The following is a 23,575-nucleotide window of genomic DNA, read 5'->3' as shown; positions in this document are numbered from 1 at the left end:
TTATTGTTGTTTTTTAATATAAATATTTCCGTTGAGTGTTTCAAATTTAAATAGTTTGCCGCCCGCACCAATTCTGAAATCCGAGTTTTTGTTCAGTTTGTATGTTGTGCCTGCCTTACCCTTGGCTTCTGTTTTTGTAACCTTGCCGGGTAAAACCTCAACATTTTCAAAATCGGTATAAAACTGGCCATTCATGCTTTTAAATTCCATATCGGCGGCTAAAGATGCCGGGTAAGTGGCCTGAATTTTTCCGTTTATAGTGTAGTAAGAAGAATCGTCATTAGGTACGCTCAAATAATTAACCGTAACCGGTCCGTTTACAGTGTGCGCATAAGTTGCGCCTTTGGCATTCTCTATTTCAATGCCCCCATTTACATTATTAATGTGCAGTGAACCGTATACATCTTTAACCCCAATATTGCCATTGTTCACTGTTGATATTCTTAAATTCATGTTAAAAGGCACTTTGATGGTAAAATTCAGTTTGTATTGGTATTCAATATGCCTGTGATCGTCCCAATCCCCATAATGCGTGTGTGGCCTGGAATCATACGGGGCTGCAATATAAGCCATTACCGTATCCGCCTTCTGGTCAAATACCAGTTTAAAATCTCTTTTGCCTTCTGCAAGCGTAGCCTCATCTTTGGCCGAAATAGTTTGGTCAATCTCCATGATCACCTTATCGCCCGAATAGCCTTCAACATTGATAGAGCCAAACACATTATAAACAACCACTACGCCTTTGCTTAAAGTAAATTGCTTACTCACATGCTCCTTCGCTTCGTGTTGTGCCTTAGCTTTAATTTGGACAAGGCACAGCCCCAGTCCCAAAAAAATGGGAAGTAATAATTTTTTCATAATCTTTGGTTTTAAATGAGTTGCGTTATTGTTTGTTTGATCTTATCCCTCACGCCATTATCGAGATTTTTTTGCTTGAGCAGATCCTTAAATGATTTTACCGATCGCTTTTCCTGTAGTTTAAGCATCACATCGGCTATAGCCGATTGCATTAACGGCGAATCTTGTTCTTCTATTGATTTAATTAACCCCTGCCTCACCTCGGGATGATTGGCCAGATGAGTCAATGCTTCCAGCGTGCTCAAACGCACATTTACGTTAGGGTCGTTGTTCAATGTTGCCAGCAAAGCATCTATCACTTCCTTATCGGCATGTTTAATATCGCTGGTATAACTTACGCCTCTTATCCGTTCAGACGCCGATGGATTTTCAAGCAGCGCCAGCATCATGGTTTGTTTTAATTCGTGTACCTGGCTTGTTAATGCTGCCAGTTGTTTATCCTGACTGGCCGTTTTAGCCGGCGCTATAAACCAGTATCCTATACCCAGGCATACCATTAGCACTACCGCGCTGTATGCCAAAGGCAATTGAGGCTGCATTTGCCACAGGCGCTCAAACTGTTCTTTCAACCTGCCCCACAACCCGTTTTGCTCCAGCTGCGATTCTTTATAGGTTTCGAGCATGGCATTAAACTTCACCTTTAAATGAGCCGATGGCTCCGGCGCTTCAATCTCACCCATCATATCCCAAAGCTTCCACATATCGGCAAGCTCCTGCCTGCAATCGGCGCAGCCTGCCAGGTGTGTTTCCACACTTAGCTTATCAGCCTCCGACAGCTGGTTATTTACCAATTCGGTAAACTTATCCTGGTATTGCCCGCAATCTTTCATCTCTCTGTTATTGTTCAATTTTTTTGTAAATATCCTTTAGCTCCTGCATCGCCCTGTGCACCCTAACCTTAACTGCGCCTTCGCTTATATTAAGTACCGCACCTATTTCCTGGTATTTCATTTCCTGGAAACGGCTCATGGTCAATATCTCCCTGTGATCGTCGCTTAACCTTGCTATGGCCCTGTGCAATTCGGCTTTAGCCTGTTTTTTTTCAAGATATTCATCGGCCAAGGTACCGCCTCCTATCCTGTCGGCCACATCCTCCACACTGTATTGCTGCACCTTGTTCTTATTTTTCTTAGCCATATCCTTTATGGTATTCCTGGCTATCTGGTACATCCACGCAACAAATTCTCCATCACCGGTAAAGGTGTAACGGTACTTGAGCATCTTATAAAAAACATGCTGCGCCATATCTTCGCTTGCCTCCCTGTCATACGTCATGTGAAACAGGAAACCGTAAAGCTGACGGTTGTACCGCTCAAAAAGCAAGCCCATGCGGTCAAGGTCGCCGGCTTTTACCCGGAGCATAATTGCGTTATCAGTCAGCGTATTCAAACAGTTAGTTGTTTTATATGATTGGAAACTTCCGTAAAAAAAAATGGTTACATAAAATTTACATTTTTTTTCAATTAGCTTAAATACCGGCAATCAACATCATTAAAAAAGGCCATTCAATTGTCAGAACAGCCCTTTATATTTACTTCCAAACTTTGGCAATATTGAGCCTTGCGGGATTATAGTTGATATACTGTACATACCGTGGTTTGGTTGATGTGTTTGGGCTGCTGCCATGCGGCAATGATTTGAGCCAAACAATAAAATCACCCTGTTCAGCCGCTATCGGGATCACTCCCAGGGCATCAATATCTTCATTCCGCGGATCAACACCTTCGGGCAAATTGTTCAACCACTCTTCTATTTTATGCTGAAAGCCCGGCACCAAGCTAAAAGCACCCTGGTTGGCTGCTGTATCGGCCAAATAAAGTATCCCTTGCAAACCAAACGGTATAGGTAGTTGCAGGCTCACATCCCAATGCATATGCGGGCCTGGAAATTTCCAGGTTTTAGTTTCCGGAGGATTAAAACCTACCCTATCAGCCGATACCCAAAGATCGGTGCGCTGCCAAAGCTGCTCATAAACCTGGCGTATTTTAACCGAGCTGCGATTTTTTTCCATTATCGGATCCTGGAACAACTGCACCATAATACCCTGGCGGGCCTCGTTACCATTATACCAGGTCGAGGGGTCGTTTCTGTCTACTTCAATATACCTGCAAATAGTGTCGATAGTTTTCTCACAATCTTCTTTAGGTACAGCATTTTTGATAATTAGATAACCGTTTTGCTCAAAAAAGGCCAGATCATCGTCACTTAACACCTGCGGAATATCGCCTTGCCTTATATTTTCATCTTTACTAAAAGTACGGTTAAAGCGTTCAACTATCTCCGGTTTAGGATGGCCCGCTGTTTCAACCACCCAATTTTCAAATTCATCAAAAGAAGGAGCTACGTTAAAAATATATTTAATGGTTTGCTCTAACCCTAAGCCAAGTGCATACAGTAATGTTTTATCCGTATGTCCTTCATCAATATATTCGTCCGACTTTAATGCCCCGTTTCTCTTAAGCAATGATTTGCTCCAATACCTTTTTAGTTGCATGATCTGCAGTTTTCCTACCTCTTCCGGAGAAGCCAGAACTATTTTCTGCGCAGCAATATTTTGATCATTCATATAGTAATTGTGTTTTGGGTTAATGTGATTTTGAGGCTAATTTATATATTACATTTTGCAATTTTATTACTTATACCAAGTATAATATACTATTTTTAACGCTGATTGAAACATAAAAACGATGGATGAAATAATTGGATTTGCCAGGTTACCTATCGAAGTTCCGGATTTTACGGATGTACAAAGTTTTTTAGACGATGATTGGCAGCCACATTTTAACACCCGCGATTATGAAGGCGACTGGAAGGTACTGCCATTAAGATCGCCCGGTGGTAAGAATAATATTATCCCCGAACTGATAGGCGGTGAAGACGGCTTTGAGGACACCGTTTATATGCAAAAAATGCCATCGGTAAAACAACTGATAAATGCATTACAATGCCCGGTAAAATCAGCCAGGCTACTCAATTTAAAAGCCGGCGCAATTATAAAACAACACCGCGATCGTGAGCTTGCATTTGAAAAAGGCGAAGCGAGGCTTCATTTTCCGGTGCAAACCAATAGTATGGTTGAGTTTTATGTGAATGATATCCGTGTAACCATGCAAACAGGCGAAAGCTGGTATATTAACGCCAATATGCCGCATCGGGTAAACAATTACGGTAGTATCGACCGTATACACCTGGTTATTGATTGCGATGTTAACGACTGGCTGAAAAGTGTTTTTGAACGATCGGAAAAAACAACTTTTAAAGAGGAGATCGATAAAGTGCAAACACTGCAAATGATCAAAGCGCTAAGGCAGATGCAAACCGAAACGTCGCTCCGCATGGCCAGCGAACTTGAAGCAAAACTATTGATAGCAACAGATGGAGAATAATTACTTGCATGGCTGGATACCTTATAAAATAACGATTACCGACGGGCAGGCCGAATGCCATTGGATAAATAGCTGCAACCAGCGATATACCGAGCCTTTTTTTGATGAAACCATTGGCAAAATTAAAAGCATAAATTATAGGCGGGTATCCCGAAACTCGGTTAGCAGCCTGCAGATGCTTGAAGAATGGGCTGATCAAATTGAGTATATAGCACCTACAGCGTTTGTATTTCATGTTTCGCGCTGCGGCTCAACCCTGCTTTCGCAACTCCTGGGGCTTAGCGACGAAAATATAGCGTTATCCGAGGTCCCTATATTTGATGATATACTACGCCTGCGTTATAAAGTACCACAAATTGATGAAGCATACACAAGCAGGCTTTTGCGGGCAGCTATGCAATTTTACGGGCAAAAAAGAACCGGTATCGAAAAACGCCTGTTTATAAAAACCGATAGCTGGCATGTTCATTTCCATCAACAGTTACGGGCAATGTATCCCGAAACACCTTTTATTTTATTGTACCGCACACCCAATGAAGTTTTTAAATCGCACGTTAAACAACGGGGTATACAGGTCGTACCGGGCTTGATAGAGCCTGAGGTATTTGGATTTTCGGACTGTGATACTTTAAGTTTAGATGACTATTTAGCCAGGGTATTGGCAAGTTATTTTAGCGCCTATCTTGAGATCGTATCAAATGACCAACTCACATTATTGGTAAATTACAACGAGGGCATTATCACCATCATGGAAAAAATGGCTTCGTTTACTAATATTCATATCAATGATACTACAAAGCAAAAAATGAAGGAGCGCACCAATTATCATTCTAAACATCCCGAACAGGTATTTTCGGAAACAAGGGAAATAACTGTTCCTGAGTTTTTAAACGAAGCATTTGGACTGTATCATCAGGTTGAAGAAAAAAGGGCTGAACTTATCCGGCGATAACCGCTTCTAACATAACCATTACCGGGTTACGGCAGCGGATTTATTTTTAAGAAAAAGGTTATATATTGTAAATTATTTTATAATATTACCTTATAAACCTAATCCCTCAATTATGAAACCTGTTTTACTCACCTGTACAATTGTACTGGCTGTTTTATTTACCGGCTGTAGCGGCCTGCACGGTAATGTGGATATGCACAAAACATTGGCTTTAGTAATGATATTGATAATTATTGCCTTATTTTTTATTCTGGCAATATATTCAAATCTGCTGCGCGATGATGTTGACTGCCATATAATTGATGCTAAAGTTGAACAAGCAAAACTGCAGGGTAAAACACGTTTTCGCCGTAATACTGCGCCTTTTAGCCTATCGCGCGTGCAATTAGCTCTTTGGACAGTTATTATATCCTGCAGCTATATTTATTTAACCCTTGGCAGGGGAAGTAACTGCCCTAATCCACCCGATATCAATCAAACTGCACTGATATTAATGGGCATTGGCGCAGCCGTAACTGCCAGTGGTGCATTGATCGATAAAAACGACATTCATAACCACGCCGTAAGACATCAGGACACGCCATCGGCAGGCTTTTTTGTTGATATACTTTCGGATGCACAAGGTATCAGCATACCCCGCTTCCAAAACGTAATTTGGACAGGTATTGCCATGATTATTTACCTTAATAAGGTGTACATGGCTAAAACAGGCTGTGCCCTGCCCGAATTGGACCAAACTCTTTTAGCTTTGACCGGCATAAGCAATGTAACTTACCTGGCATTAAAAACACAGGAAAACAATACATCCGCCACTGCCGCACCGGTAGCTCAGCCTGCTAATCCTGTTGCTCCGCAGCCTCAGGTTGCTCCCGTTGTTCCGCAAGCGCCGGTTGCCCCTGTTGTTCCGCCGGTCAACCCAGTTGTTCCACCGGCTAACCCTGCTACCTCTGTTGTCCCGCCTGCACCGGTTATACCTGCCGCGCCGCCTGCTCAACCTGCAGCACCTGTTGTAGCACCACCTGCCAATACACCGCCACCGGCTGATTCAGCCCCGCCTAATGCAGGTTAATAATTAACAACTTTGCTATATTTGGATTAAATGACCACCGAAAATTTAACCGAAGCAATTATCAATTTTATAAAACTAACCGGCATAAACGTTAGTTGCGAACCTATTACCGGGCAAACCTTTTTGCCCGGTACAACCATCAGAACAGGTACCTTAATTGTTGATGCTGAGAAATTGCTTTACCCCGGCGATCTGCTGCACGAGGCCGGGCACATTGCAGTAACACCCGCCGAACAAAGAAAAACATTGGGTGAAGATGATACCGCGCAATTTGACGATGGTAGCGAACTGGCTGCCATAGCATGGTCTTACGCGGCTTGCCGGTATCTCAACATCGATCCGCATATTGTGTTTCACGAGCATGGTTACCGCGGTGCAGGCAAATCAATAGCTGCTAATTTTGAACTGGGCCGGTATATGGGCGTTCCATTATTAGATTGGTATGGCATGACCAATTACGGCGACCATAATCCGCAGGCGCTTGTAAATCCGTATCCTGCAATGATCAACTGGCTATCACAAAAATAAAAACTTCGTTAGCCTCCATAGTCCGGGGTGCTTTTTTATTTTATCTTTGCGCCCAAATTGGTTATTGGGTTATTAAGTTATTTGTTATTGAGTTAAAGCCTCATTCAAAATCGCTTAATAACCTGATAACTCACTAACAAAATAACTAAACAATGGGTTTACAATGTGGTATAGTAGGTTTGCCGAATGTGGGTAAATCAACACTTTTTAATTGCTTATCAAATGCCAGGGCACAGGCGGCTAATTTTCCGTTTTGCACCATCGAGCCAAATGTGGGGGTTATTACCGTTCCGGATGAAAGGCTGACCAAACTTGCCGAACTGGTAAATCCGCAGCGCATTGTGCCTAACGTTATCGAAATTGTCGACATCGCCGGCCTGGTAAAAGGCGCCAGCAAAGGCGAGGGCCTGGGTAACCAGTTTTTAGCCAATATACGTGCCACCAATGCTATTATACACGTTTTACGTTGCTTTGATGATGATAACGTGATACACGTTGATGGTTCGGTCGACCCTATCCGCGATAAGGAGATCATTGACACCGAATTACAGCTAAAAGATCTCGACTCGATCGAGAAAAAAATAGCCAAAGTTGCCAAAGGCGCGCAGATCGGTGATAAGGATCAGAAAAAAGCTTTCGACGTATTAACCGTTTATAAAAATCATCTCTTATCAGGTAAATCAGCACGTACCGCACCCGTTGCCGAAGAAGATAAAGAACATATTGCCGATATCTGGCTGCTGACCGCTAAACCTGTAATGTACGTTTGTAATGTGGACGAAAGATCGGTAAATACCGGTAACGCCTACGTTGAACAGGTAAAAGCAGCCGTAAAAGAAGAGAACGCGCAGGTACTGGTAATTTCGGCACAAATAGAATCAGAGATCGCGCAGTTAGACTCTTACGATGAGCGTCAGATGTTTCTGGACGACCTGGGCCTGAAAGAATCAGGAGTAACCCAGCTGATCAAGGCTGCCTACCGCCTGTTAAACCTGGCTACCTATTTTACCGCCGGTGTGCAGGAAGTACGTGCCTGGACAATTACTCAGGGCTTTACCGCGCCCCAGGCCGCAGGTGTTATCCATACCGATTTTGAAAAAGGCTTTATCCGTGCCGAAGTAATTAAATACGACGATTTTGTAAAATTTGGTTCGGAAGCAGCGTGTAAAGAAAATGGCAAACTAAGCGTTGAAGGTAAAACATATATAGTTGCCGATGGCGACATTATGCATTTCAGATTTAACGTGTAACCCCCTTGCCCCCTAAGGGAGGAAATGATATATTTGTATTTCTTAAGCCCCTTCGGGTTTTGGAGTTTGCTTCCGTAGTTCAATGGATAGAATTATGGTTTCCGGTACCATCGATATGAGTTCGAATCTCGTCGGGAGCACAAACGATCAAACAAAAAGGCTATCCTTACCGGGTGGCCTTTTCATTTATACCAGTTGCGATTCAGGGGGGAAATTGTAAGAAATTTTTCGACTATCTTTTCATTCAATCATTCAAAAATCAATTATTCAATCATTCTCACAAGGGGGGAAATTGTAAGAATATTTCACAATTGTTTTAGTCTTGATTCCTGACTCTTGATTCTTGCATCTGTTCCAAAGGGGGGAAATTGTAAGAAATTTTTCGCTCGTTTCATACTTTACAACCCAGCCAATTTACTTAATAACTCAATAATCAATAACTCAATAACCAGTAACTTAATAACTCAATAACCAATAACCAATAACCAATAACCAATAACCAATAACCAAACAGCCTCGCGCTACCCTTAAATATACGCATTTTTGAGCACATTATAACAATTTAATTCTCAAAATATAGGCTTTTATAAGTGCCGGAGTTCCGCTTTTTACAACTCACCTGATCAGGGTAACCGCACCGCTCATGGTACCGCTATTCCCTTTCAGGTCTATCAGATAATAATATGTTCCGGCAGGCAACAGGTTGTTATGGTAACGACCATCCCACGGCACAGCGTAACCAATGGCCGAATACACCAATTGCCCGTTACGGTTATAAATGTTCACGGTGCAATCAGCATACCCTTCTATGTATTTGATGTTCCAGCTATCGTTAATACCATCGCCATTGGGCGTAAAAGCTGTGGGCATAACAGGTGGCGGTACGATCTCTAATAGTTGGCTGCTGCTTGCGGGCAGATAGTCAATATCGCCGGCCTGACTGGCGGTTATCGTGGTATGTCCTGTCCCGTTAAAAGTTACAACAGACCCGCTTATTGTGGCTACCAACGGCGATGACGAACTGATAACCAAAGGCAAGCCCGAGTTTACGGTAATATTTACCGTGGTGCGATGGCTCCCTATCCGTTGCACCGGGATAGGGTCAAAACTGATGATCTGTGGTGCTTTGGTTATGGTTAGCGTGGCCGGTACATAAGTTATAGTATAGTTAGGGCTTACCGCACCTGATATCGATAAGGTGTAATTGCCGGGATGCGAAGTTATAACAGCGGCCGAAGTTGCGATAGGCAGAGCGGCTAAATTACCGGCGCTATCGCCGTTAACCAGGCCGGTATAAGTAAAAGTAAAGATCGGATCAGCCACCCCATAAACCCGGGTCTGATCATCCGCTTTGATGGTCAGCGCTGCAGGCAATACAGTAAAAGTGCGGCTTACAGATGCTGCCGGACTGTAGATCTGATCGCCCGCCTGCGACACTGTTACCGTTACCGTACCCGCGCCGGTAATGTGGATATTGCCACTGGCACCCGTTGTGGCTATCGAGGTATTACTGCTTGAATAACTGATGGGGATACCACTATTAGTACTTGTTGCCCCCGCCATAATATCGGCGCAGCCATAGGTTACCGTTGCTACCGGGGGGAAATTGATGGCCTGCGGCAGCAGGGTGGTAAAACTAAAAATAGCGCCATTATCGGTACCATAGTTGCTCGCGCCGTTTATTCTGAAATAATAAGTTGTCGCCTGGTTTAATCCGTTTAGTGTACTGCTAAACGGAACAGTGCCCGTACCGGGCGCCATCGGGCTGGAGCCTGTAGTTAAAGGTGCGATGATCGAACCCGACAAGTCTGCATTAACGCTGTACTCAATGGTTACCGCGGTTACGCTACCTCCGTCATCAACCGTGCCATTTAATACAGCGCTGTTTGCGCCCACCAAAGTAGCTGCCAGGGTTGTAGCAACAGGCGTTAACACCGGGCCTGTAAATGCCCACGCCGCGCCTGTTAAATTAAAGTCGCCGCTGCCGCCTATTAACGCCGTTGTGCCATTGGCGCTTAATGATACCGATATGCCCTGCTCGGCAGCACCAATGGTATCGGTAGCGTTTATTTGCTGCTGCAGGGCCCAGTTGCCATTGCTGCGGGTATATATCCACGCCGCGCCTTCATAGTTATTTAAAACGTGCCCGCCAATTAACGCGGTATTGCCATCGGCGCTTAAGCTTACAGATATACCTTCCCACGCCCCCTGAAATTGTTGGCTAAGTTGTTGTCCCTGTTGCGTCCAGGTATTACCGGTACGCGTGTATATCCACGCCCCGCCAAAGTACGTACTGTTTGATGTACCCCCAACAATAGCTGTATGGCCATCGGCACTTAAAGCCACCGCGGTACCCTGCACCTGATAAGGGTTGATCCCCGCAAAGGTACCCACCAGTTTATTACCCTGCTGTACCCAGGTATTGCCACTACGGGTAAATAACCATGCTGCACCAATGTAGTTATTATCATAATAACCGCCTGCAATAGCGGTATTACCATCAGCGCTTAAAGCCACTGAGCGCCCCAGGTCGGTTAGGCCTATATTGTCGCTAACTGTTAATTTATTGCCTTGTTGTGCCCAGGTATTGGCATTACGGGTAAATACCCATATCGCACCAATATCACCGCCTTCCAGCGGTCCGCCTATCATGGCGGTGTTGCCATCGGCGCTTAACGCTACCGAGGTACCTTGCCCGCAAATTGGCCCATGCCCGGTTCCAACAAGTTTATTACCCTGCTGTGTCCAGGTGGTGCCTGTACGTGTAAATACCCATGCTGCGCCTATGTTAACCGCGTCGTGCGGTGCGCCTACCATTACGGTATTACCATCGGCGCTTATGGCAACCGAGGCGCCTTGCTGCCCAACCCTGCCTGTATACCCGGTGCCAACCAGCTTGGGCCCCTGCTGTATCCAGGTATTGCCATTACGGGTATATATCCACGCAGCACCCATATAGTTATCATCCACATCGCCGCCAACAACGGCCGTATTGCCATCGGCACTTACCGCCACAGCCGAACCCTGGTACGAGGTGCCTTTATAATCGCCGGCTACCATTTTACTACCCACTTGCTGGTAAGGCACATAGGTTGTTGACGTTACCGTAAAATTAATTGCCCCATTTGCAGTACCCGTTGCCGTTGTAACCGATACTGCACCCGTTGTGGCCCCGGGCATAACCATGCCAACCAGGGTACTGCCAGTATTGGATATCACGATAGCAGTTACACCACCAATTTTAAATGAAGTAGGATTATTGAGGCCCGAGCCCTTTATGGTCACCAGCGTTCCTGCTGAACCGATGATGGGTGCGAACGAGGTAATGGTAACTGCCCCCGCTTTCAGGCTAATAAAAGAAATAAATAATATCAGGAGTAGCTTACGCACACTTAGGCAATATCGGTTCTCAATGATCATCAAAAAATGATCAAAAACCTTATGCTTTTTTAGCAAAAGGGTATATCAAATTTACAGCAAGTTTTTTGATCCCTTTACAGGGGGCTTAGTTTTTATCCTGCTTTTCCAATAAAGGCCGTGGGTCAAAAACAACCTTAAACCAGGTGATTTTTTGCTCAGCAACCTTATACCATCCACTGCAAAACAGGGTAGCCGCACCCATATTAATATCGTAAAACAGGCACACATCGCCACCGTCGGCAAATATTTTCCTGATATCGTATTTAAACTTCATGCGCTGCATATCGGCTATATAGGCGTCAGCGCTATCACGCGAGCCCATCACACCTTCAAACTTCATATCGGGAGCCATAAATTTGCGCGCAGCCTCAAAATCCTCTTTATTAAGTGCTGCTATAAAGGATAGCACCATGCTTTTCGCGATGCTATCCTGATCTGATTGTGTTGTCATCATCATTATTTATACGTTAACAAACACAGCAGCATATCGTTTAATTTATTTTGCATGTGGCGGTTCCATTGCCAGGGTAATACCAATACGATTCCATGAGTTGATATTAATGATAGCCATGATGATCTGGCTTAAATATACTTTATCAAACAGTGCGGCCGCGGTGTTATAGGTTTCGTTTGATACATGCCCGGCTATCAGGGTAACCTCTTCAGTCAGCGCCAATATAGCCCGCTCCTGTTCGTCAAAAAACGGGGTGTCGCGCCAAACGCTCAAAGCATAAATACGCTGCTCGGTTTCGCCTGCTTTGCGGGCATCGCGGGTATGCATATCAATACAATAAGCGCAACCATTAATTTGCGATGCCCTTATTTTGATCAGATCGTTGTGTTTTGGGTTTAACGATGATGTTTCTACATAGTGGTCGAACGCCAGCAAGGCCTTGTATGCTTCAGGTTCGGCCTGGTTAATTTTAATACGATTGCTCATTGTTTTATTGTTTTGTTAAAACAAAGTTGAGCATTAAGTACCTCCGAAAAAATGAACCGCGGTTAAGAAATTACTTGATTTTTTTAGCCCTGATGCGACTTAAAAATTGCGGTGTAAAGCCAAGGTACGATGCCAGCATGTATTGCGGCACGCGCTGTATAAAACCCGGAAACAATTTGGCAAAATGCCGGTAACGTTCCTCGTCAGTTTGGTTAAATATAAACCCGATGCGTCGCTGCGAGGCTACGTAAGCCTTTTGTATGATGATCCGGAAATAAGTTTGCAGCTTGGGGATCTGTTCAAAAAGTTCAGCCTGATCTTTTTCTGCTAGGTACAGCAGTTCGCAAGGTTCAACCGCCTGGATATAGCAATGCGATGGTTGTTTATTAAGCAAGCTGTCATAATCGGCCATCCACCAGTTCTCGATCGCAAACTGGATGATCTGCTCATTCAGCTTATCATTAACAAAATACAAACGCAGGCAACCCTTTACTACAAAATAACTACCTCGGCACAATTTACCGGCCTGTAACAGATACTCTTTTTTCTTTAGCGTTTTATGTTCGATCTTAGCACAAAGCAACTGCTCTTCATCTGCCGTTAAGGGCACAAACCGTTTGATATGCTCCAGTAATTCCGGGTACATAGCTTATGGTGTAACGGTATACCACGGTATATTAAAAAAACCTTTATGCAAATGCAGTGTAACCGTTGCACCAATAGGTGTTTGATCGTACATGGCATGCGAAACCGATACCGTTTCGGTTTTGGTTTGTGGCCCCCACGCACTTAATCTTAAATTATAGCTGGTGCTTTTACCGTGCCTCACATATTCGTCTGTTACTGTAGCCTGGTATACCTGCTCGGGCGATTTATCATAAATGCGGTTAAGCTGGTGCACGCTGCCCAAACCATACATGCCTCCAAGAAAGATCATGATAATGATCTGGCCACGTACCGGCGAATGGTTATTTGCCCGGTCCACATAATAAAAAACGCCAACTATCAACAAACTCAGCAACACAAATGGTATCCAAAAGTTATTAAAACTTAAAACATGGTTGCCGCCAATATTGATGAGCTGCGCTAACATAGGCGGTATTAAGCCAAAAAATATGTGTGGATAAGGGCTTTTTTTGTTATCGAATATTTTGATCAGACCGTTGCTCACCAGCACAACAAAAACACTCAGGATGGGGAATATCAGCAAAACCGGTTCTATCAGTGCTTCTTTTTCCCGGTAAAATACCGATAACAGGAACAATACCACCCCTATACCGTTATAGGCCCATGATATATATTTTGCCCTGTCCAGTTGTGCCTGCCGTTCTTCGGTACTAACGCCCAGGCGGTTATCACTCAATATATGCGCCAGTTCATCTTTGTAATCCACGTCGTTAAGGTCGGCAAAATTGGTCTCCAGCCAGGTTCTTAACTCAGTGCCACCGGCAAGATCACGATAATTGGTTATGGATATTTTTTTTGCACCCGAAGCCGACTCAATATAAATGGTCTTCCCTTTCGGGCCAATGCGCACACCTTTAATATCGGCTATAGCCAGTTCGGTTGTCTTAAAAAGATCAACATTGGTAATGGTGGTATCGGTAACAATAACACTTTTCTTTAATTGGGGAAGCAAAATCCCCATAGCGGCTATTAGTAAAAACAATGGCAGTACCCAGATAGCGGCATTGCCCTGATCGCCTTTTGCGATAAAAAACACAGCACCACCCACCATTAAAAGGGCCAAAAAGGCATAAAATATTTTGTATCCGGCTGATACGGTAAACTCTCTGTTCATTGATCTTAATTTTTAGTCATCTATGCTGATAAGTGAGCGAAATATAGGTAATTTATAGTACACTATATTACCTGCGCATTGTAACAAGTATAAGGTTTTGTGTTAATTTTATGGGCTGATACAAACCATTAATTGAGATATTTTTTACATATAGGCTATCATGGTCGCGCTTATGGCGGCTGGCAAAAGCACCCGGGTGTTTTAAACGTACAGGGTATTTTAGAGCAGGCCATCAGCAAAATATTAAAAACACCGGTTGCTATTGTTGGCTGCGGCCGAACGGATGCACAGGTGCATGCGGCCCAGTTTTTCTTTCACATGGATGTGGATAAGCCCTGGTCGTTTGATCTGCTTTTCCGGCTAAACAAAGTACTACCCGATGATATTGCGGTGTTTGACATCATTGCGATGGAAGGTTTGCCTCATGCGCGTTTTGATGCCATTAGCCGTACGTACGACTATTTTATTCATACCCGTAAAGATCCTTTCCTCAATAATTTCAGTTCTTACTATCCTGTAAAAGACTTGAATTTTGATCACATCAAAGCTGCAATAGCTTTACTTACGCAGTATACCGATTACAAAGCTTTTTGTAAAAGTCCCGACCGTAACGAGCATACCATCTGCAACATTTACTCAGCAACACTGTTTACCGACGACCTGTCGGGTAAAATACGCTTTAACGTTTCGGCCAATCGCTTTCTGGGTAAAATGGTCAGAACAATAGTTGGCCGCCTGCTCAAAATAGGCATAGGTAATTTAAGTGTAGATGAGTTTCATGAATATCTTATTCATCCGGATAAACCACAGTCCATCGTTCCTGCATATCCACAGGGCCTGTATCTTACTAAAGTGATTTACCCCTATCTGGACATTTTGCCGGGCACTACTTTTGCCGCCATGCTGCAAAATAACCTTGATACCGAATGGCTGGCCGTTTAAAAACAATTATATTTGATGCAATGGCCATACAAAACATACAAAGGTGGACGGTTTTGGAGCAGGAAGACCTCTCTCCAAGTCCATGGTTCCCACTTACGCGCGAAACGGTAAAACTACCCGACGGACAAATTTTAAACGACTATTATTTTGCGCCTTTAGGCGATGTGGTACAGGTGCTGGCATTAACCCCACAGCACGAAGTTGTGCTGGTTAAACAATACAAACACGGCCTTGGCGATATACTGCTCGAACTACCTGGCGGCATGCAGCAACCGGGCAAAGGCCTCATCGATTCGGCTATAGCCGAAATGGAAGAAGAAACCGGGATCAAAACTACAGCCGCTCAATTAATCTCCCTGGGCAAAATAGCCATTAACCCCACCAAGCTAAAACAGGTAACCTATGGTTATTTACTGTTTAATGCCGAGTTTAACTCCGTACAAAAACCCGATCCATCGGAAGTGATAGAACTGATCACGATGCCTGCACCACAGGTACTGCAGATGGTAAAAAATGGCGAGATCTGGACTACAGACTCAGTTTGCTTTATTTTAAAGGCCTCGATAATGTATCCTGAAATTTTTGGCCTGTAACTATCCGCAAGTTTGAAAAAGATCCGCATCATACAGCTTGTCGCCCTTATATTCTTCACCGTATCGGGCGGGCCGTATGGTTTGGAACCGTTATTAGACAGCGTAGGCCAGCACGCGGCGCTGTTGCTTGTTGTAGTAACGCCATTATTATGGGATGTACCGGCCATCCTTACTGTACTCGAATTGAACAGCATGATGCCCGTAAACGGCGGCTACTACCAATGGGTAAAACGCGCCTTAGGCCCGTTTTGGGGTTTTTGCGAAGGCTGGTGGACCTGGCTCTACACCTTTGTCGACCTGGCCATATACCCGGTTTTGTTTGTCGAATATGCCGGGTTCTTCTTCCCTCAACTTGAGCACCTGCTGTATGTTAAGATCGCAGTTTGCCTGTCCATTATCTGGATATCGGCTATATTGAACATTTGGGGTATACTGCCGGTAGGTAAATTTACCGTTGCCTTAAGTGCAATGGTGCTAACACCGTTTTTGATCATGTTCGGCCTGGCATTTTACCACCATACAGGCGGTTTGCAAACCCCTCCGCCATCGTTAAACGGCATTAAGTTTCCGTCGTTAAGCTTTGGCCTATACACCATAATGTGGAACTGTTTTGGCTGGGATAGCGTAACCACTTATGCCGACGAGGTTGAAAAGCCGGTACGTGCATACCTGGTTTCTATTGCCATAGCGTTTGTATTGGTTATTGTGGTTTACTTTTGCGTGGTACTGGTTTCGCAGCAGTCGCATATCAATCCTAAACAATTAACCGAGGAAGGTTACCCTGCACTGGCGGCGTTAGTTGGCGGTAAATGGCTGGGTACTTTAATAGCACTGGGTGGTATGGCAAGCGCGCTGGGTTTATACGCGGCAAATCTGCTCTCGGTATCGCGCCTGCCCAAAGCCATGGCTAATGATCAGCTATTACACAGCAGCATCAACAAACTGCATATCAAGTTTCAAACACCTTATGTATCTATACTTGTCTGCTCGGCGGTGGTAAGCATCATGATCCTTTTAGGGTTTAAAGAGCTTATTATTATTGATGTGACCATTTATGGCGCAGGCTTGTTTTTAGAATATGCCGCACTTATTAAGCTCCGTATAAAATTCCCGGATATCAACAGGCCGTTCAAGGTAAAATTAAATACCCCGGGCATTTGCCTGATGATCTTATTTCCGGTAAGCGTGTATGGCATAGCTATAACAGGCATATTCAGCTCGACAGATAAAGCCTGGCAACCGGCACTCGTAGCGGTACTGGCCTTGTTAAGCGCACCGGTTGTATGGCTGCTGGTTACCTGGAAAAAACCTCATCTAAAAAAACACGAAACAATATTTTAACGCACAACGTAACAGGGCAAACTTTAAACCCCTATTTTTAAGTTTTAAACTGTTGGTATGTATTTTATATTTTCAAAAATTCTGCTTTTTCTCATCTCCCCGTTTTTTTGGGTATGCGCCTTAGTGATTATTGGTCTGATAAGCAAAAGGCCAAAATTAAAAAAACGCCTGTTCGTCGCTTCGGCTATCGTGTTCCTGCTTTTTTCCAATCCGTTTTTATTGCGCCGGTTTGCCAGATTTTGGAACTACCCACCGGCAACTAACCTTAGCGGTAAATACAGCTGTGCCATTTTATTGGGTGGTTTTGCGTCCGAAGATCCTCATGGCAACGGCTTCTTTAACGAATCGTGCGACCGCTTTGTTGAGGCGGCTCAATTACAAACTACGGGCACGGTATCGCACGTTTTGATCAGCAGCGGTAACGCCAGTTTAAGGCCCGATGGTTTTCGTGAAGCTGATTGGGTACACAAAGAATTATTAAAATTCAATATTCCCGACAGTGCTATATTGGTGGAACATAACTCACGCAACACCTTTGAAAACGCGGCATTTTCAAAAAAAATTTTACAAGTAAAACATTTAAACCCGCCATTCCTTTTAGTAACAGGCGCTTACCATATGCGCCGCGCTTTATACATTTTTAAAAAAGAAGGCATTCCTGTTGTGCCTTATCCGGCTGAGTACTTTTCAGTTTTTGAAGGTTTTTCACTCACTGAATTTATACCCAAACCCGGAATACTATCTGCCTGGGATACGTATATTAAAGAAATGGTAGGCTATGTAGTTGCAAATTTAAAATAGCTGGGTTAAATAACGGATTACATTAACCGTGAAAACACCGATTGTAATTGTTTAATATTTAATTAATTTTGTTACCTCAATAGTTTTTAACTGAAAAGTTATTGATAATGAGGTGCTTTAATCAGGTTTGAAATGAGTTACGAAATTCAAAAAAACTTCTTTTGTGAAGACTGCAAAATTTGCGGCAAAAGACCTGTTATTGAACAGAATAAAAAGGTGTGGACTGTTAGGTGCCTTACTGATGAGTGTAAAAATTTAGTTGTGGATAGCTTTATTAATGTTGAAAAATGGAATAACAACAACAATAAAGACAATTTTGGCAAAGTTGTAGCAGGCAATTTTAAACACTCTGCCTGATCCCTTTCTCCCTTCTCTGTCCTAAGCTATCGCCGTAAGAATAGCATCCAACCCCTCAAAATATTCCAGCGCCGAAATATTTCCCTGGTGATACCTTTCTTTTAACATATCCATCCCCTGGTAAATATCTTCAGGTACTTTAATGGTAGGGTCTTTTTCTTGCAGCAATCTTACCTTTAACTCTAAATTTTGCTTTACCAGGGTTAATATGGTATCCTCAACCGAACCAAATACGGCTTCCCACGAACTGATCACCGCCTGCTGGGCCTCAATTACATTTTTTAAAGCGATGGTCTGCTCGTTAAGGATATCCATAAATACTGTTTATACCTTACGTGGCGGCAGATCGAAGGCAACAGCGTTATGCTCAAAGTGGCCCTTATGCGATCCGTCGCAAAAAGGCTTGTTAGCTGATAATCCGCAGCGGCAGATAGAAACCACTGTACGGCCCTGTAAGCCATAGTTATCGCCTTGCATATCTACAATTTCAAAATCGCCTTCAATTTTTACCGAACCGTTGTTATTTATAGTGAGTTTAGTTGCCATGTATTTTTTTTATGCCCTAAAGATAGGCGATTAATTTAAAAACCAATTGCAATAAAAATGATACAGGATACGGCAGGATGCCCGGTTAAACCATTGTACCGACATTTATGTCTTACAACCAATTAATTAAGCCCAACCTAAGGCCCTAAAAAAATGATCAAAAAATTTACGCTCTTACTTACTTTTCTGCTGCAATTATCGTTAACCTTTGCCGCAACGTATTATGTAGCACCTAACGGCAGCGATGCCAATAACGGAACTATCGATAAGCCCTTCGCTACTGTTCAAAAAGCGCAAAGTGTGGCCAGCCCCGGCGATATTGTTTACCTGCGCGGCGGCACCTACCACATGCAGCCCGAACAAATTTCCAAAAAAGAACGCCAGTGGGCCTACGTAACTTACCTGGATAAAAGCGGCGCCGAAGGTAAACCCATTAAATACTGGGCCTATCCCAATGAAAAGCCGGTTTTTGATCTTTCGGCTATTAAGCCAGATGGTTTGCGTGTTACCGTGTTTTACGTTTCAGGGTCGTGGATACATTTAAAAGGCATTGAGGTAATTGGCACACAGGTAACCATTAAAACGCATACCCAGTCCGAATGCTTTGAGAACCAGGGTAGCAACAATATTTACGAGTTACTGAGCATGCACGATGGCATGGCCATTGGCTTTTACCTGCTCAACGGCTCAAACAACCTGGTGCTCAACTGCGACGCTTACCGTAATTGGGATTATTATTCAGAAACCGGCCGCGGCGGCAATACCGATGGCTTTGGCTGCCATCCGCGGCCGGGTGCAGTTAATAATGTATTTAAAGGCTGCCGCGCGTGGTTTAACAGCGATGATGGTTACGATGTGATCAACTCGGCCGAATCGGTAACTTTTGACCATTGCTGGGCAATGTATAACGGTTTGGGTACCGATTTTAAAAGTTTAGGCGATGGTAACGGTTTTAAGGCTGGTGGTTTTGCCCGCAGACCCGCTAACGAAATACCAAACCCGGTGCCGCGCCATACCGTTCAATTCTGTTTGGCAGTGGGCAATAAAGCCAGTGGTTTTTATGCCAATCACCATATTAATGGCGATAATTGGTATAATAATACGGCCTACAAAAACAGCATCAACTTTAATATGCTGAACCGTTTGCTTGATGACCCGAACGTTGATGTACCGGGTTACAATCAAAAAATGCGCAACAACCTGGGTTATAAAGGCCGCAGCGAACTGCAAAACCTGGACAAAGCCAAAAGTGATGTTGCCAATAACTATTTTGATCTAAATCTTGATGCCACTGATGCCGACTTTGTAAGTTTAAACGAAGCATTACTGACCGGCCCACGCAAAGCCGACGGCAGTTTACCCGATGTTGATTTTATGAAATTAAAACCCGGCAGCAGGTTTATTGACAAAGGCGCTGACATTGGGTTTCCGTTTAAAGGTGCAGCACCCGATTTGGGGTGTTTTGAGTTAGGGGCGAAATATAATTATTGATCAACCCGATACATACTTCCCGAAAGGAATTTTATTGACCACGTATACCAGCAACGTCGACAGTATTAAACAGGTTAATGCCGTTACCGGTATACTCAGCATGGGTGCGAATAGTTTGTAGTTCAATCCCTGCTGATCTAACAATTGCAGTATCAGGGCATGGCTTAGATAGATCCCGAATGAATAGGTACCTGTAAGATCGCGTACCTTAACTACCCATTGCGGTATTTTTGGTTTGGATAGTTTACCGATCATAAATATGCTTGCCGAAATAAGCATAATAGATGGGCTGATGGGCTCGTACATGATCGTACTTATCCCATTGTAATGGTGATATAAAAGATATGTTCCGGCTACTATCAGCGTTAAGCTAACAAAAAACAAAGCATACATCCATGCTTTGAGCCGGGGTATTTTAAACTCTGTAAATGCCAGGTAATGCCCCAGCACCAGGTAACCTATAAAACCTTCAAAATAACGCAGATCAAGCCCTGGTTTATATTTATTGAGATAGGGCTGTTCTATCATCATTACCAACAACCATACAACTAAAAAATACCTGATCTCTTTTGGCGATGCGCTACGCACAAACTTGCTGATAACCGGCATAATCAGGTATAAACCTATCAACATGTACACATACCACAAATGGTACGACGCGCCATCGCGTAAAAAGTGCATTACCTGTTTAAAACAAAGCCACCAATCGCCGGGGTAATCAATATCTTCGTTATAATACATATAGGCTATATATACGCCGCTCCAAAATAAAAACGGTGCTACTATCCGGCTCAACCGCCGCTTTAAAAAATCGCCCAGCTCGTACTCACGGTGCAGCATCAGGGCGCCGGTTATCATTACAAAAACCGGCACGGCAAAACGTACCAGCGAATTATAAAGATCGCCAACCAGCCAGGTATCCAGCGGGCCTTTGTTATAGGTTTCGAGCACCGGCGAAGTAGTGTGCAGCACAATAACCGCGAAAAGAGCAATTATCCGCAGGTTGTTTATCCAGTCGAACTGTTCGGTTTTGGTTTCAGGCATATATTATGTGCTAAAATATAATTTTTTAATGGCTGTAAGCATACATCGCCACCTTCAATACATGGGTCATCAAAAAAAATCGAAAAAAATCCTTCTTCATGTTGATTTCATTTAACTGCAATACGTTTACATTATAATAATGGGCGGCCACCCTTTTTAACCTGATTGTTTTAACCTAAAAAACTTAAACAAATGAAAAAGCTGACAAAATTTAATTTTTTACTGCTTATTGGCCTTATCTCTTTAACAGGTTTATACTCCTGCCAAAAATCAGGATTTACAAATAACCCTACCGCCGATGCTGACGCAACAATTACTGCAGCAGCGGCAATACAGGTATCTTCGTCTGCCAATACTACGCTTACCATCACTACGCCATCAGGGGTGGTAACCACACCTATTGTAACCAGCGGAATTTTTGTGGTCAATTGCTATCCGCCGGGTGCAAAAAAGGACTCGCTTACATCCTTTACAAGCTTACCCGATACCATAGGCAAATATTTAACTGCAAATTACGCAGGTTATACTTTTCAAAAAGCATTTAAAATTACCACGGCAAGCGGTACGGCCAATGGTTATGTAGTGATAATTACCTACAATGGTAAACCGGTTGGTTTAAGGTTTAATGCAAGCGGTGTTTTTGTAGCGGTTTTAGAGCAGCGCGAAGGCCATGATCTGAAAGGTAAGGGTTGGCATGATGGCGGCTGCTTTGGCGACCGTGATGGCGGACATAAAGATACCTTAGCCGTAGGTGCGTTACCGGCGGCTATCAAATCGTACTTTGCTACCAGCTATCCTGCCGATACATTGCTGCACGCAGTTGTTAATTTTGATGCTACTTATATCGTCATCAGCGCCGATAATGGCTTATTTGCCACTGCTTTTACTTCGGGCGGAACGTTTATTAAACGCGTACAGATCTATCTGCATGCCGGGCGCCATGCTTCTGTCGCGCAAAGCGCATTACCTGCCGCAGCTACTGCCTATTTAACTGCTACTTTTCCTGGGTATGTGTTTGATAAAGCATTTGCCGAAACGGTAAATAAGGTAGTTAAAGGTTATTTTGTTTTCATCAATGCTAACAATACCCGGTTGGTTATTCAATTTGATGCCGGCGGTAATTTTGTAAAAACTACAGTTCTAAGGTAATTTAATGTGAGGTTAAATTATTACTTAACCCGGTTGCCTATGCCAGAGGCGCCGGGTTTTTTGTTGCCTGATGTTTCATTTGATTTTCATTATGCCGGTCTACTTTCGTAAATAATTATACTACAACTATGCTGCTAACTCAACTCCCAAATTCTATATTAACAAATGTCCACAGGCGCATCAGGCGCCTGATGGACATCAATTTTGAGATAAGCGTTGTTGCTGATGATGAGATATGGGCAGTGCAGCGTATTGATGATGCCTTTACTGAGATTATCCGCATTGAAAAATTGCTGACCGATAACCAGTTAAGCCAAACCAGCCGCATTAACAGTTATGCCGGTATTGAACCTGTTAAGGTTGATCAGGAATTGTATAACCTGATCGACAGGTCGTGGAAAATAGCTGAACTTACGCATGGTTCGTTTGATATCACCCGTGGTTCGCTCAATGTCAATTATCGCGATATCATCCTTCAGCCTGCTCAAACATCCGTTTTTTTGAAAGAAAAAGGAATGAAAATTGACTTTAGCAGTATCAGCAAAGGTTATATTGCCGACCGCGTTAAGTACTTTTTGCAAATGCAGGGCGTAAGCAGCGGCGTAATTAATGTTGCCGGTAACTTAATAACCTGGGGTAATCAACCCGATGGCTCGCCCTGGACGGTATCTGCGGCGGCGCCCGCACAAAGCACCGGGCCAATTGCCAATTTAAACATCAGCAATATGGCGGTAATAACTTCGGGCAACAATGGGTACTTCAATACCAAAACAGGTTTAGCAGTAAGCAGCATTAAAAGCGTGAGCATTTTAAGCCCCAGCGCCGAACTTGCTGCCGCCATGGGCACACCGGTTATGGTAATGGGTGTGCGGGTTGGGCTTAATTTAATTAATCGTTTAAACCAAATAGCTTGTGTAATTACTAATCATCGAAAAAAAATTTACACTTCAAAAAACCTAAGCTACAGGTAACAAGTGTATTTTGTAAGCGTTAAATTATAAATACAGTATCATTATATCATTTTTAATTAAATTAGCATGCTAATAACGGGCATGCTAATTTAATTAATATCAGTTTGAATAATTTTTGATTGTTCTACCCCACTCC

The 23,575-nt window shown here is 43.5% G+C and carries 25 protein-coding genes and 1 tRNA gene; 14 read left to right on the top strand and 12 right to left on the bottom strand.

Features of this window, described 5'->3' with window-relative positions; all coding sequences use genetic code 11:
• The 4 genes from ACFGVR_RS13405 to ACFGVR_RS13390 all read right to left on the bottom strand — a co-directional run bounded on the left by ACFGVR_RS13405 (nucleotide 1) and on the right by ACFGVR_RS13390 (nucleotide 3,424).
• Nucleotides 1-858, bottom strand: a complete 858-nt coding sequence (locus tag ACFGVR_RS13405) for a DUF4097 family beta strand repeat-containing protein (RefSeq protein WP_448697776.1) — start codon at nucleotides 856-858, stop codon at nucleotides 1-3.
• A gap of 11 nt (nucleotides 859-869) precedes the next feature.
• Nucleotides 870-1,706: a HEAT repeat domain-containing protein gene (locus ACFGVR_RS13400; protein ID WP_448697774.1), complete on the bottom strand. Its 837-nt coding sequence runs from the start codon at nucleotides 1,704-1,706 to the stop codon at nucleotides 870-872.
• Entirely contained in the window at nucleotides 1,696-2,247 is a 552-nt protein-coding gene (locus ACFGVR_RS13395; RefSeq protein WP_448697773.1) for an RNA polymerase sigma factor, read from the bottom strand. The genes ACFGVR_RS13400 and ACFGVR_RS13395 overlap by 11 nt, the downstream gene beginning before the upstream one ends.
• A gap of 142 nt (nucleotides 2,248-2,389) precedes the next feature.
• A complete protein-coding gene (locus ACFGVR_RS13390; protein ID WP_448697772.1) occupies nucleotides 2,390-3,424 on the bottom strand; it encodes a phytanoyl-CoA dioxygenase family protein in 1,035 nt (344 codons plus the stop codon).
• A 121-nt stretch (nucleotides 3,425-3,545) separates the two neighbouring features.
• Here ACFGVR_RS13390 and ACFGVR_RS13385 point away from each other — a divergent pair, with 121 nt between their 5' ends.
• From ACFGVR_RS13385 to ACFGVR_RS13360, 6 genes are all read left to right on the top strand, one after another.
• Nucleotides 3,546-4,244 carry an aspartyl/asparaginyl beta-hydroxylase domain-containing protein gene (locus ACFGVR_RS13385; RefSeq protein WP_448697771.1) on the top strand — a complete coding sequence of 233 codons (699 nt, stop codon included), beginning with the start codon at nucleotides 3,546-3,548 and terminating at the stop codon, nucleotides 4,242-4,244.
• Nucleotides 4,234-5,196 (top strand): hypothetical protein, encoded by a 963-nt coding sequence (locus tag ACFGVR_RS13380; RefSeq protein ID WP_448697769.1) that lies wholly within the window; start codon nucleotides 4,234-4,236, stop codon nucleotides 5,194-5,196. The genes ACFGVR_RS13385 and ACFGVR_RS13380 overlap by 11 nt, the downstream gene beginning before the upstream one ends.
• 112 nt (nucleotides 5,197-5,308) lie before the next feature.
• Nucleotides 5,309-6,265 carry a hypothetical protein gene (locus ACFGVR_RS13375; protein WP_448697767.1) on the top strand — a complete coding sequence of 319 codons (957 nt, stop codon included), beginning with the start codon at nucleotides 5,309-5,311 and terminating at the stop codon, nucleotides 6,263-6,265.
• A gap of 30 nt (nucleotides 6,266-6,295) precedes the next feature.
• On the top strand, nucleotides 6,296-6,793 hold the full coding sequence (locus tag ACFGVR_RS13370) for a hypothetical protein (protein ID WP_448697765.1): 498 nt from the start codon (nucleotides 6,296-6,298) through the stop codon (nucleotides 6,791-6,793).
• 152 nt (nucleotides 6,794-6,945) lie between these two features.
• Entirely contained in the window at nucleotides 6,946-8,043 is a 1,098-nt protein-coding gene (gene ychF / locus ACFGVR_RS13365) for a redox-regulated ATPase YchF (RefSeq protein ID WP_448697763.1), read from the top strand.
• A 68-nt stretch (nucleotides 8,044-8,111) separates the two neighbouring features.
• Nucleotides 8,112-8,183: transfer RNA gene (locus tag ACFGVR_RS13360), tRNA-Arg, on the top strand.
• Between the two features lie 475 nt (nucleotides 8,184-8,658).
• On the opposite strand, the gene ACFGVR_RS13355 is transcribed toward ACFGVR_RS13360, so the two are convergent.
• From ACFGVR_RS13355 to ACFGVR_RS13335, 5 genes are all read right to left on the bottom strand, one after another.
• On the bottom strand, nucleotides 8,659-11,433 hold the full coding sequence (locus ACFGVR_RS13355; RefSeq protein WP_448697761.1) for a T9SS type B sorting domain-containing protein: 2,775 nt from the start codon (nucleotides 11,431-11,433) through the stop codon (nucleotides 8,659-8,661).
• 115 nt (nucleotides 11,434-11,548) lie between these two features.
• The gene (locus ACFGVR_RS13350; RefSeq protein WP_448697759.1) at nucleotides 11,549-11,920 is read right to left on the bottom strand and encodes a nuclear transport factor 2 family protein; all 372 of its coding nucleotides are present in this window, start codon (nucleotides 11,918-11,920) and stop codon (nucleotides 11,549-11,551) included.
• Between the two features lie 39 nt (nucleotides 11,921-11,959).
• Nucleotides 11,960-12,403 (bottom strand): carboxymuconolactone decarboxylase family protein, encoded by a 444-nt coding sequence (locus tag ACFGVR_RS13345; protein ID WP_448697757.1) that lies wholly within the window; start codon nucleotides 12,401-12,403, stop codon nucleotides 11,960-11,962.
• A 70-nt stretch (nucleotides 12,404-12,473) separates the two neighbouring features.
• On the bottom strand, nucleotides 12,474-13,049 hold the full coding sequence (locus tag ACFGVR_RS13340; protein WP_448697756.1) for a Crp/Fnr family transcriptional regulator: 576 nt from the start codon (nucleotides 13,047-13,049) through the stop codon (nucleotides 12,474-12,476).
• 3 nt (nucleotides 13,050-13,052) lie between these two features.
• Nucleotides 13,053-14,204, bottom strand: coding sequence for a hypothetical protein (locus ACFGVR_RS13335; protein ID WP_448697754.1), 1,152 nt, complete (start codon nucleotides 14,202-14,204; stop codon nucleotides 13,053-13,055).
• Between the two features lie 132 nt (nucleotides 14,205-14,336).
• Between ACFGVR_RS13335 and ACFGVR_RS13330 the strand changes: the two genes are divergently transcribed.
• The 5 genes from ACFGVR_RS13330 (at nucleotide 14,337) to ACFGVR_RS13310 (ending at nucleotide 18,238) form a co-directional block, all read left to right on the top strand.
• Complete coding sequence (locus ACFGVR_RS13330) at nucleotides 14,337-15,146, top strand: tRNA pseudouridine synthase A (RefSeq protein WP_448697752.1); 810 nt, start codon at nucleotides 14,337-14,339, stop codon at nucleotides 15,144-15,146.
• The gene (locus ACFGVR_RS13325; protein ID WP_448697751.1) at nucleotides 15,131-15,739 is read left to right on the top strand and encodes an NUDIX hydrolase; all 609 of its coding nucleotides are present in this window, start codon (nucleotides 15,131-15,133) and stop codon (nucleotides 15,737-15,739) included. The genes ACFGVR_RS13330 and ACFGVR_RS13325 overlap by 16 nt, the downstream gene beginning before the upstream one ends.
• A 12-nt stretch (nucleotides 15,740-15,751) precedes the next feature.
• On the top strand, nucleotides 15,752-17,080 hold the full coding sequence (locus ACFGVR_RS13320) for an APC family permease (protein WP_448697749.1): 1,329 nt from the start codon (nucleotides 15,752-15,754) through the stop codon (nucleotides 17,078-17,080).
• 57 nt (nucleotides 17,081-17,137) lie between these two features.
• Nucleotides 17,138-17,881: a YdcF family protein gene (locus tag ACFGVR_RS13315; protein ID WP_448697747.1), complete on the top strand. Its 744-nt coding sequence runs from the start codon at nucleotides 17,138-17,140 to the stop codon at nucleotides 17,879-17,881.
• Between the two features lie 132 nt (nucleotides 17,882-18,013).
• Entirely contained in the window at nucleotides 18,014-18,238 is a 225-nt protein-coding gene (locus ACFGVR_RS13310; protein WP_448697745.1) for a hypothetical protein, read from the top strand.
• 21 nt (nucleotides 18,239-18,259) lie between these two features.
• On the opposite strand, the gene ACFGVR_RS13305 is transcribed toward ACFGVR_RS13310, so the two are convergent.
• Entirely contained in the window at nucleotides 18,260-18,553 is a 294-nt protein-coding gene (locus tag ACFGVR_RS13305) for a hypothetical protein (RefSeq protein WP_448697744.1), read from the bottom strand.
• Nucleotides 18,554-18,562: 9 nt separating this feature from the next.
• Complete coding sequence (locus ACFGVR_RS13300) at nucleotides 18,563-18,784, bottom strand: CDGSH iron-sulfur domain-containing protein (protein ID WP_448697742.1); 222 nt, start codon at nucleotides 18,782-18,784, stop codon at nucleotides 18,563-18,565.
• A gap of 153 nt (nucleotides 18,785-18,937) precedes the next feature.
• On the opposite strand from ACFGVR_RS13300, the gene ACFGVR_RS13295 reads away from it, so the two are divergent.
• Nucleotides 18,938-20,275: a right-handed parallel beta-helix repeat-containing protein gene (locus ACFGVR_RS13295; protein WP_448697741.1), complete on the top strand. Its 1,338-nt coding sequence runs from the start codon at nucleotides 18,938-18,940 to the stop codon at nucleotides 20,273-20,275.
• On the opposite strand, the gene ACFGVR_RS13290 is transcribed toward ACFGVR_RS13295, so the two are convergent.
• A complete protein-coding gene (locus ACFGVR_RS13290; RefSeq protein WP_448697739.1) occupies nucleotides 20,276-21,319 on the bottom strand; it encodes an acyltransferase in 1,044 nt (347 codons plus the stop codon). It abuts the gene before it with no gap.
• Between the two features lie 192 nt (nucleotides 21,320-21,511).
• On the opposite strand from ACFGVR_RS13290, the gene ACFGVR_RS13285 reads away from it, so the two are divergent.
• Entirely contained in the window at nucleotides 21,512-22,468 is a 957-nt protein-coding gene (locus ACFGVR_RS13285) for a PepSY-like domain-containing protein (RefSeq protein ID WP_448697737.1), read from the top strand.
• 191 nt (nucleotides 22,469-22,659) lie between these two features.
• The gene (locus ACFGVR_RS13280; protein ID WP_448697735.1) at nucleotides 22,660-23,439 is read left to right on the top strand and encodes an FAD:protein FMN transferase; all 780 of its coding nucleotides are present in this window, start codon (nucleotides 22,660-22,662) and stop codon (nucleotides 23,437-23,439) included.
• The last annotated feature ends 136 nt before the right edge of the window (nucleotides 23,440-23,575 follow it).

Source organism: Mucilaginibacter aureus, assembly GCF_053514885.1.
The sequence above is the reverse complement of the archived record's forward strand: the minus strand, read 5'-3'. Positions and strand labels throughout refer to the sequence as shown.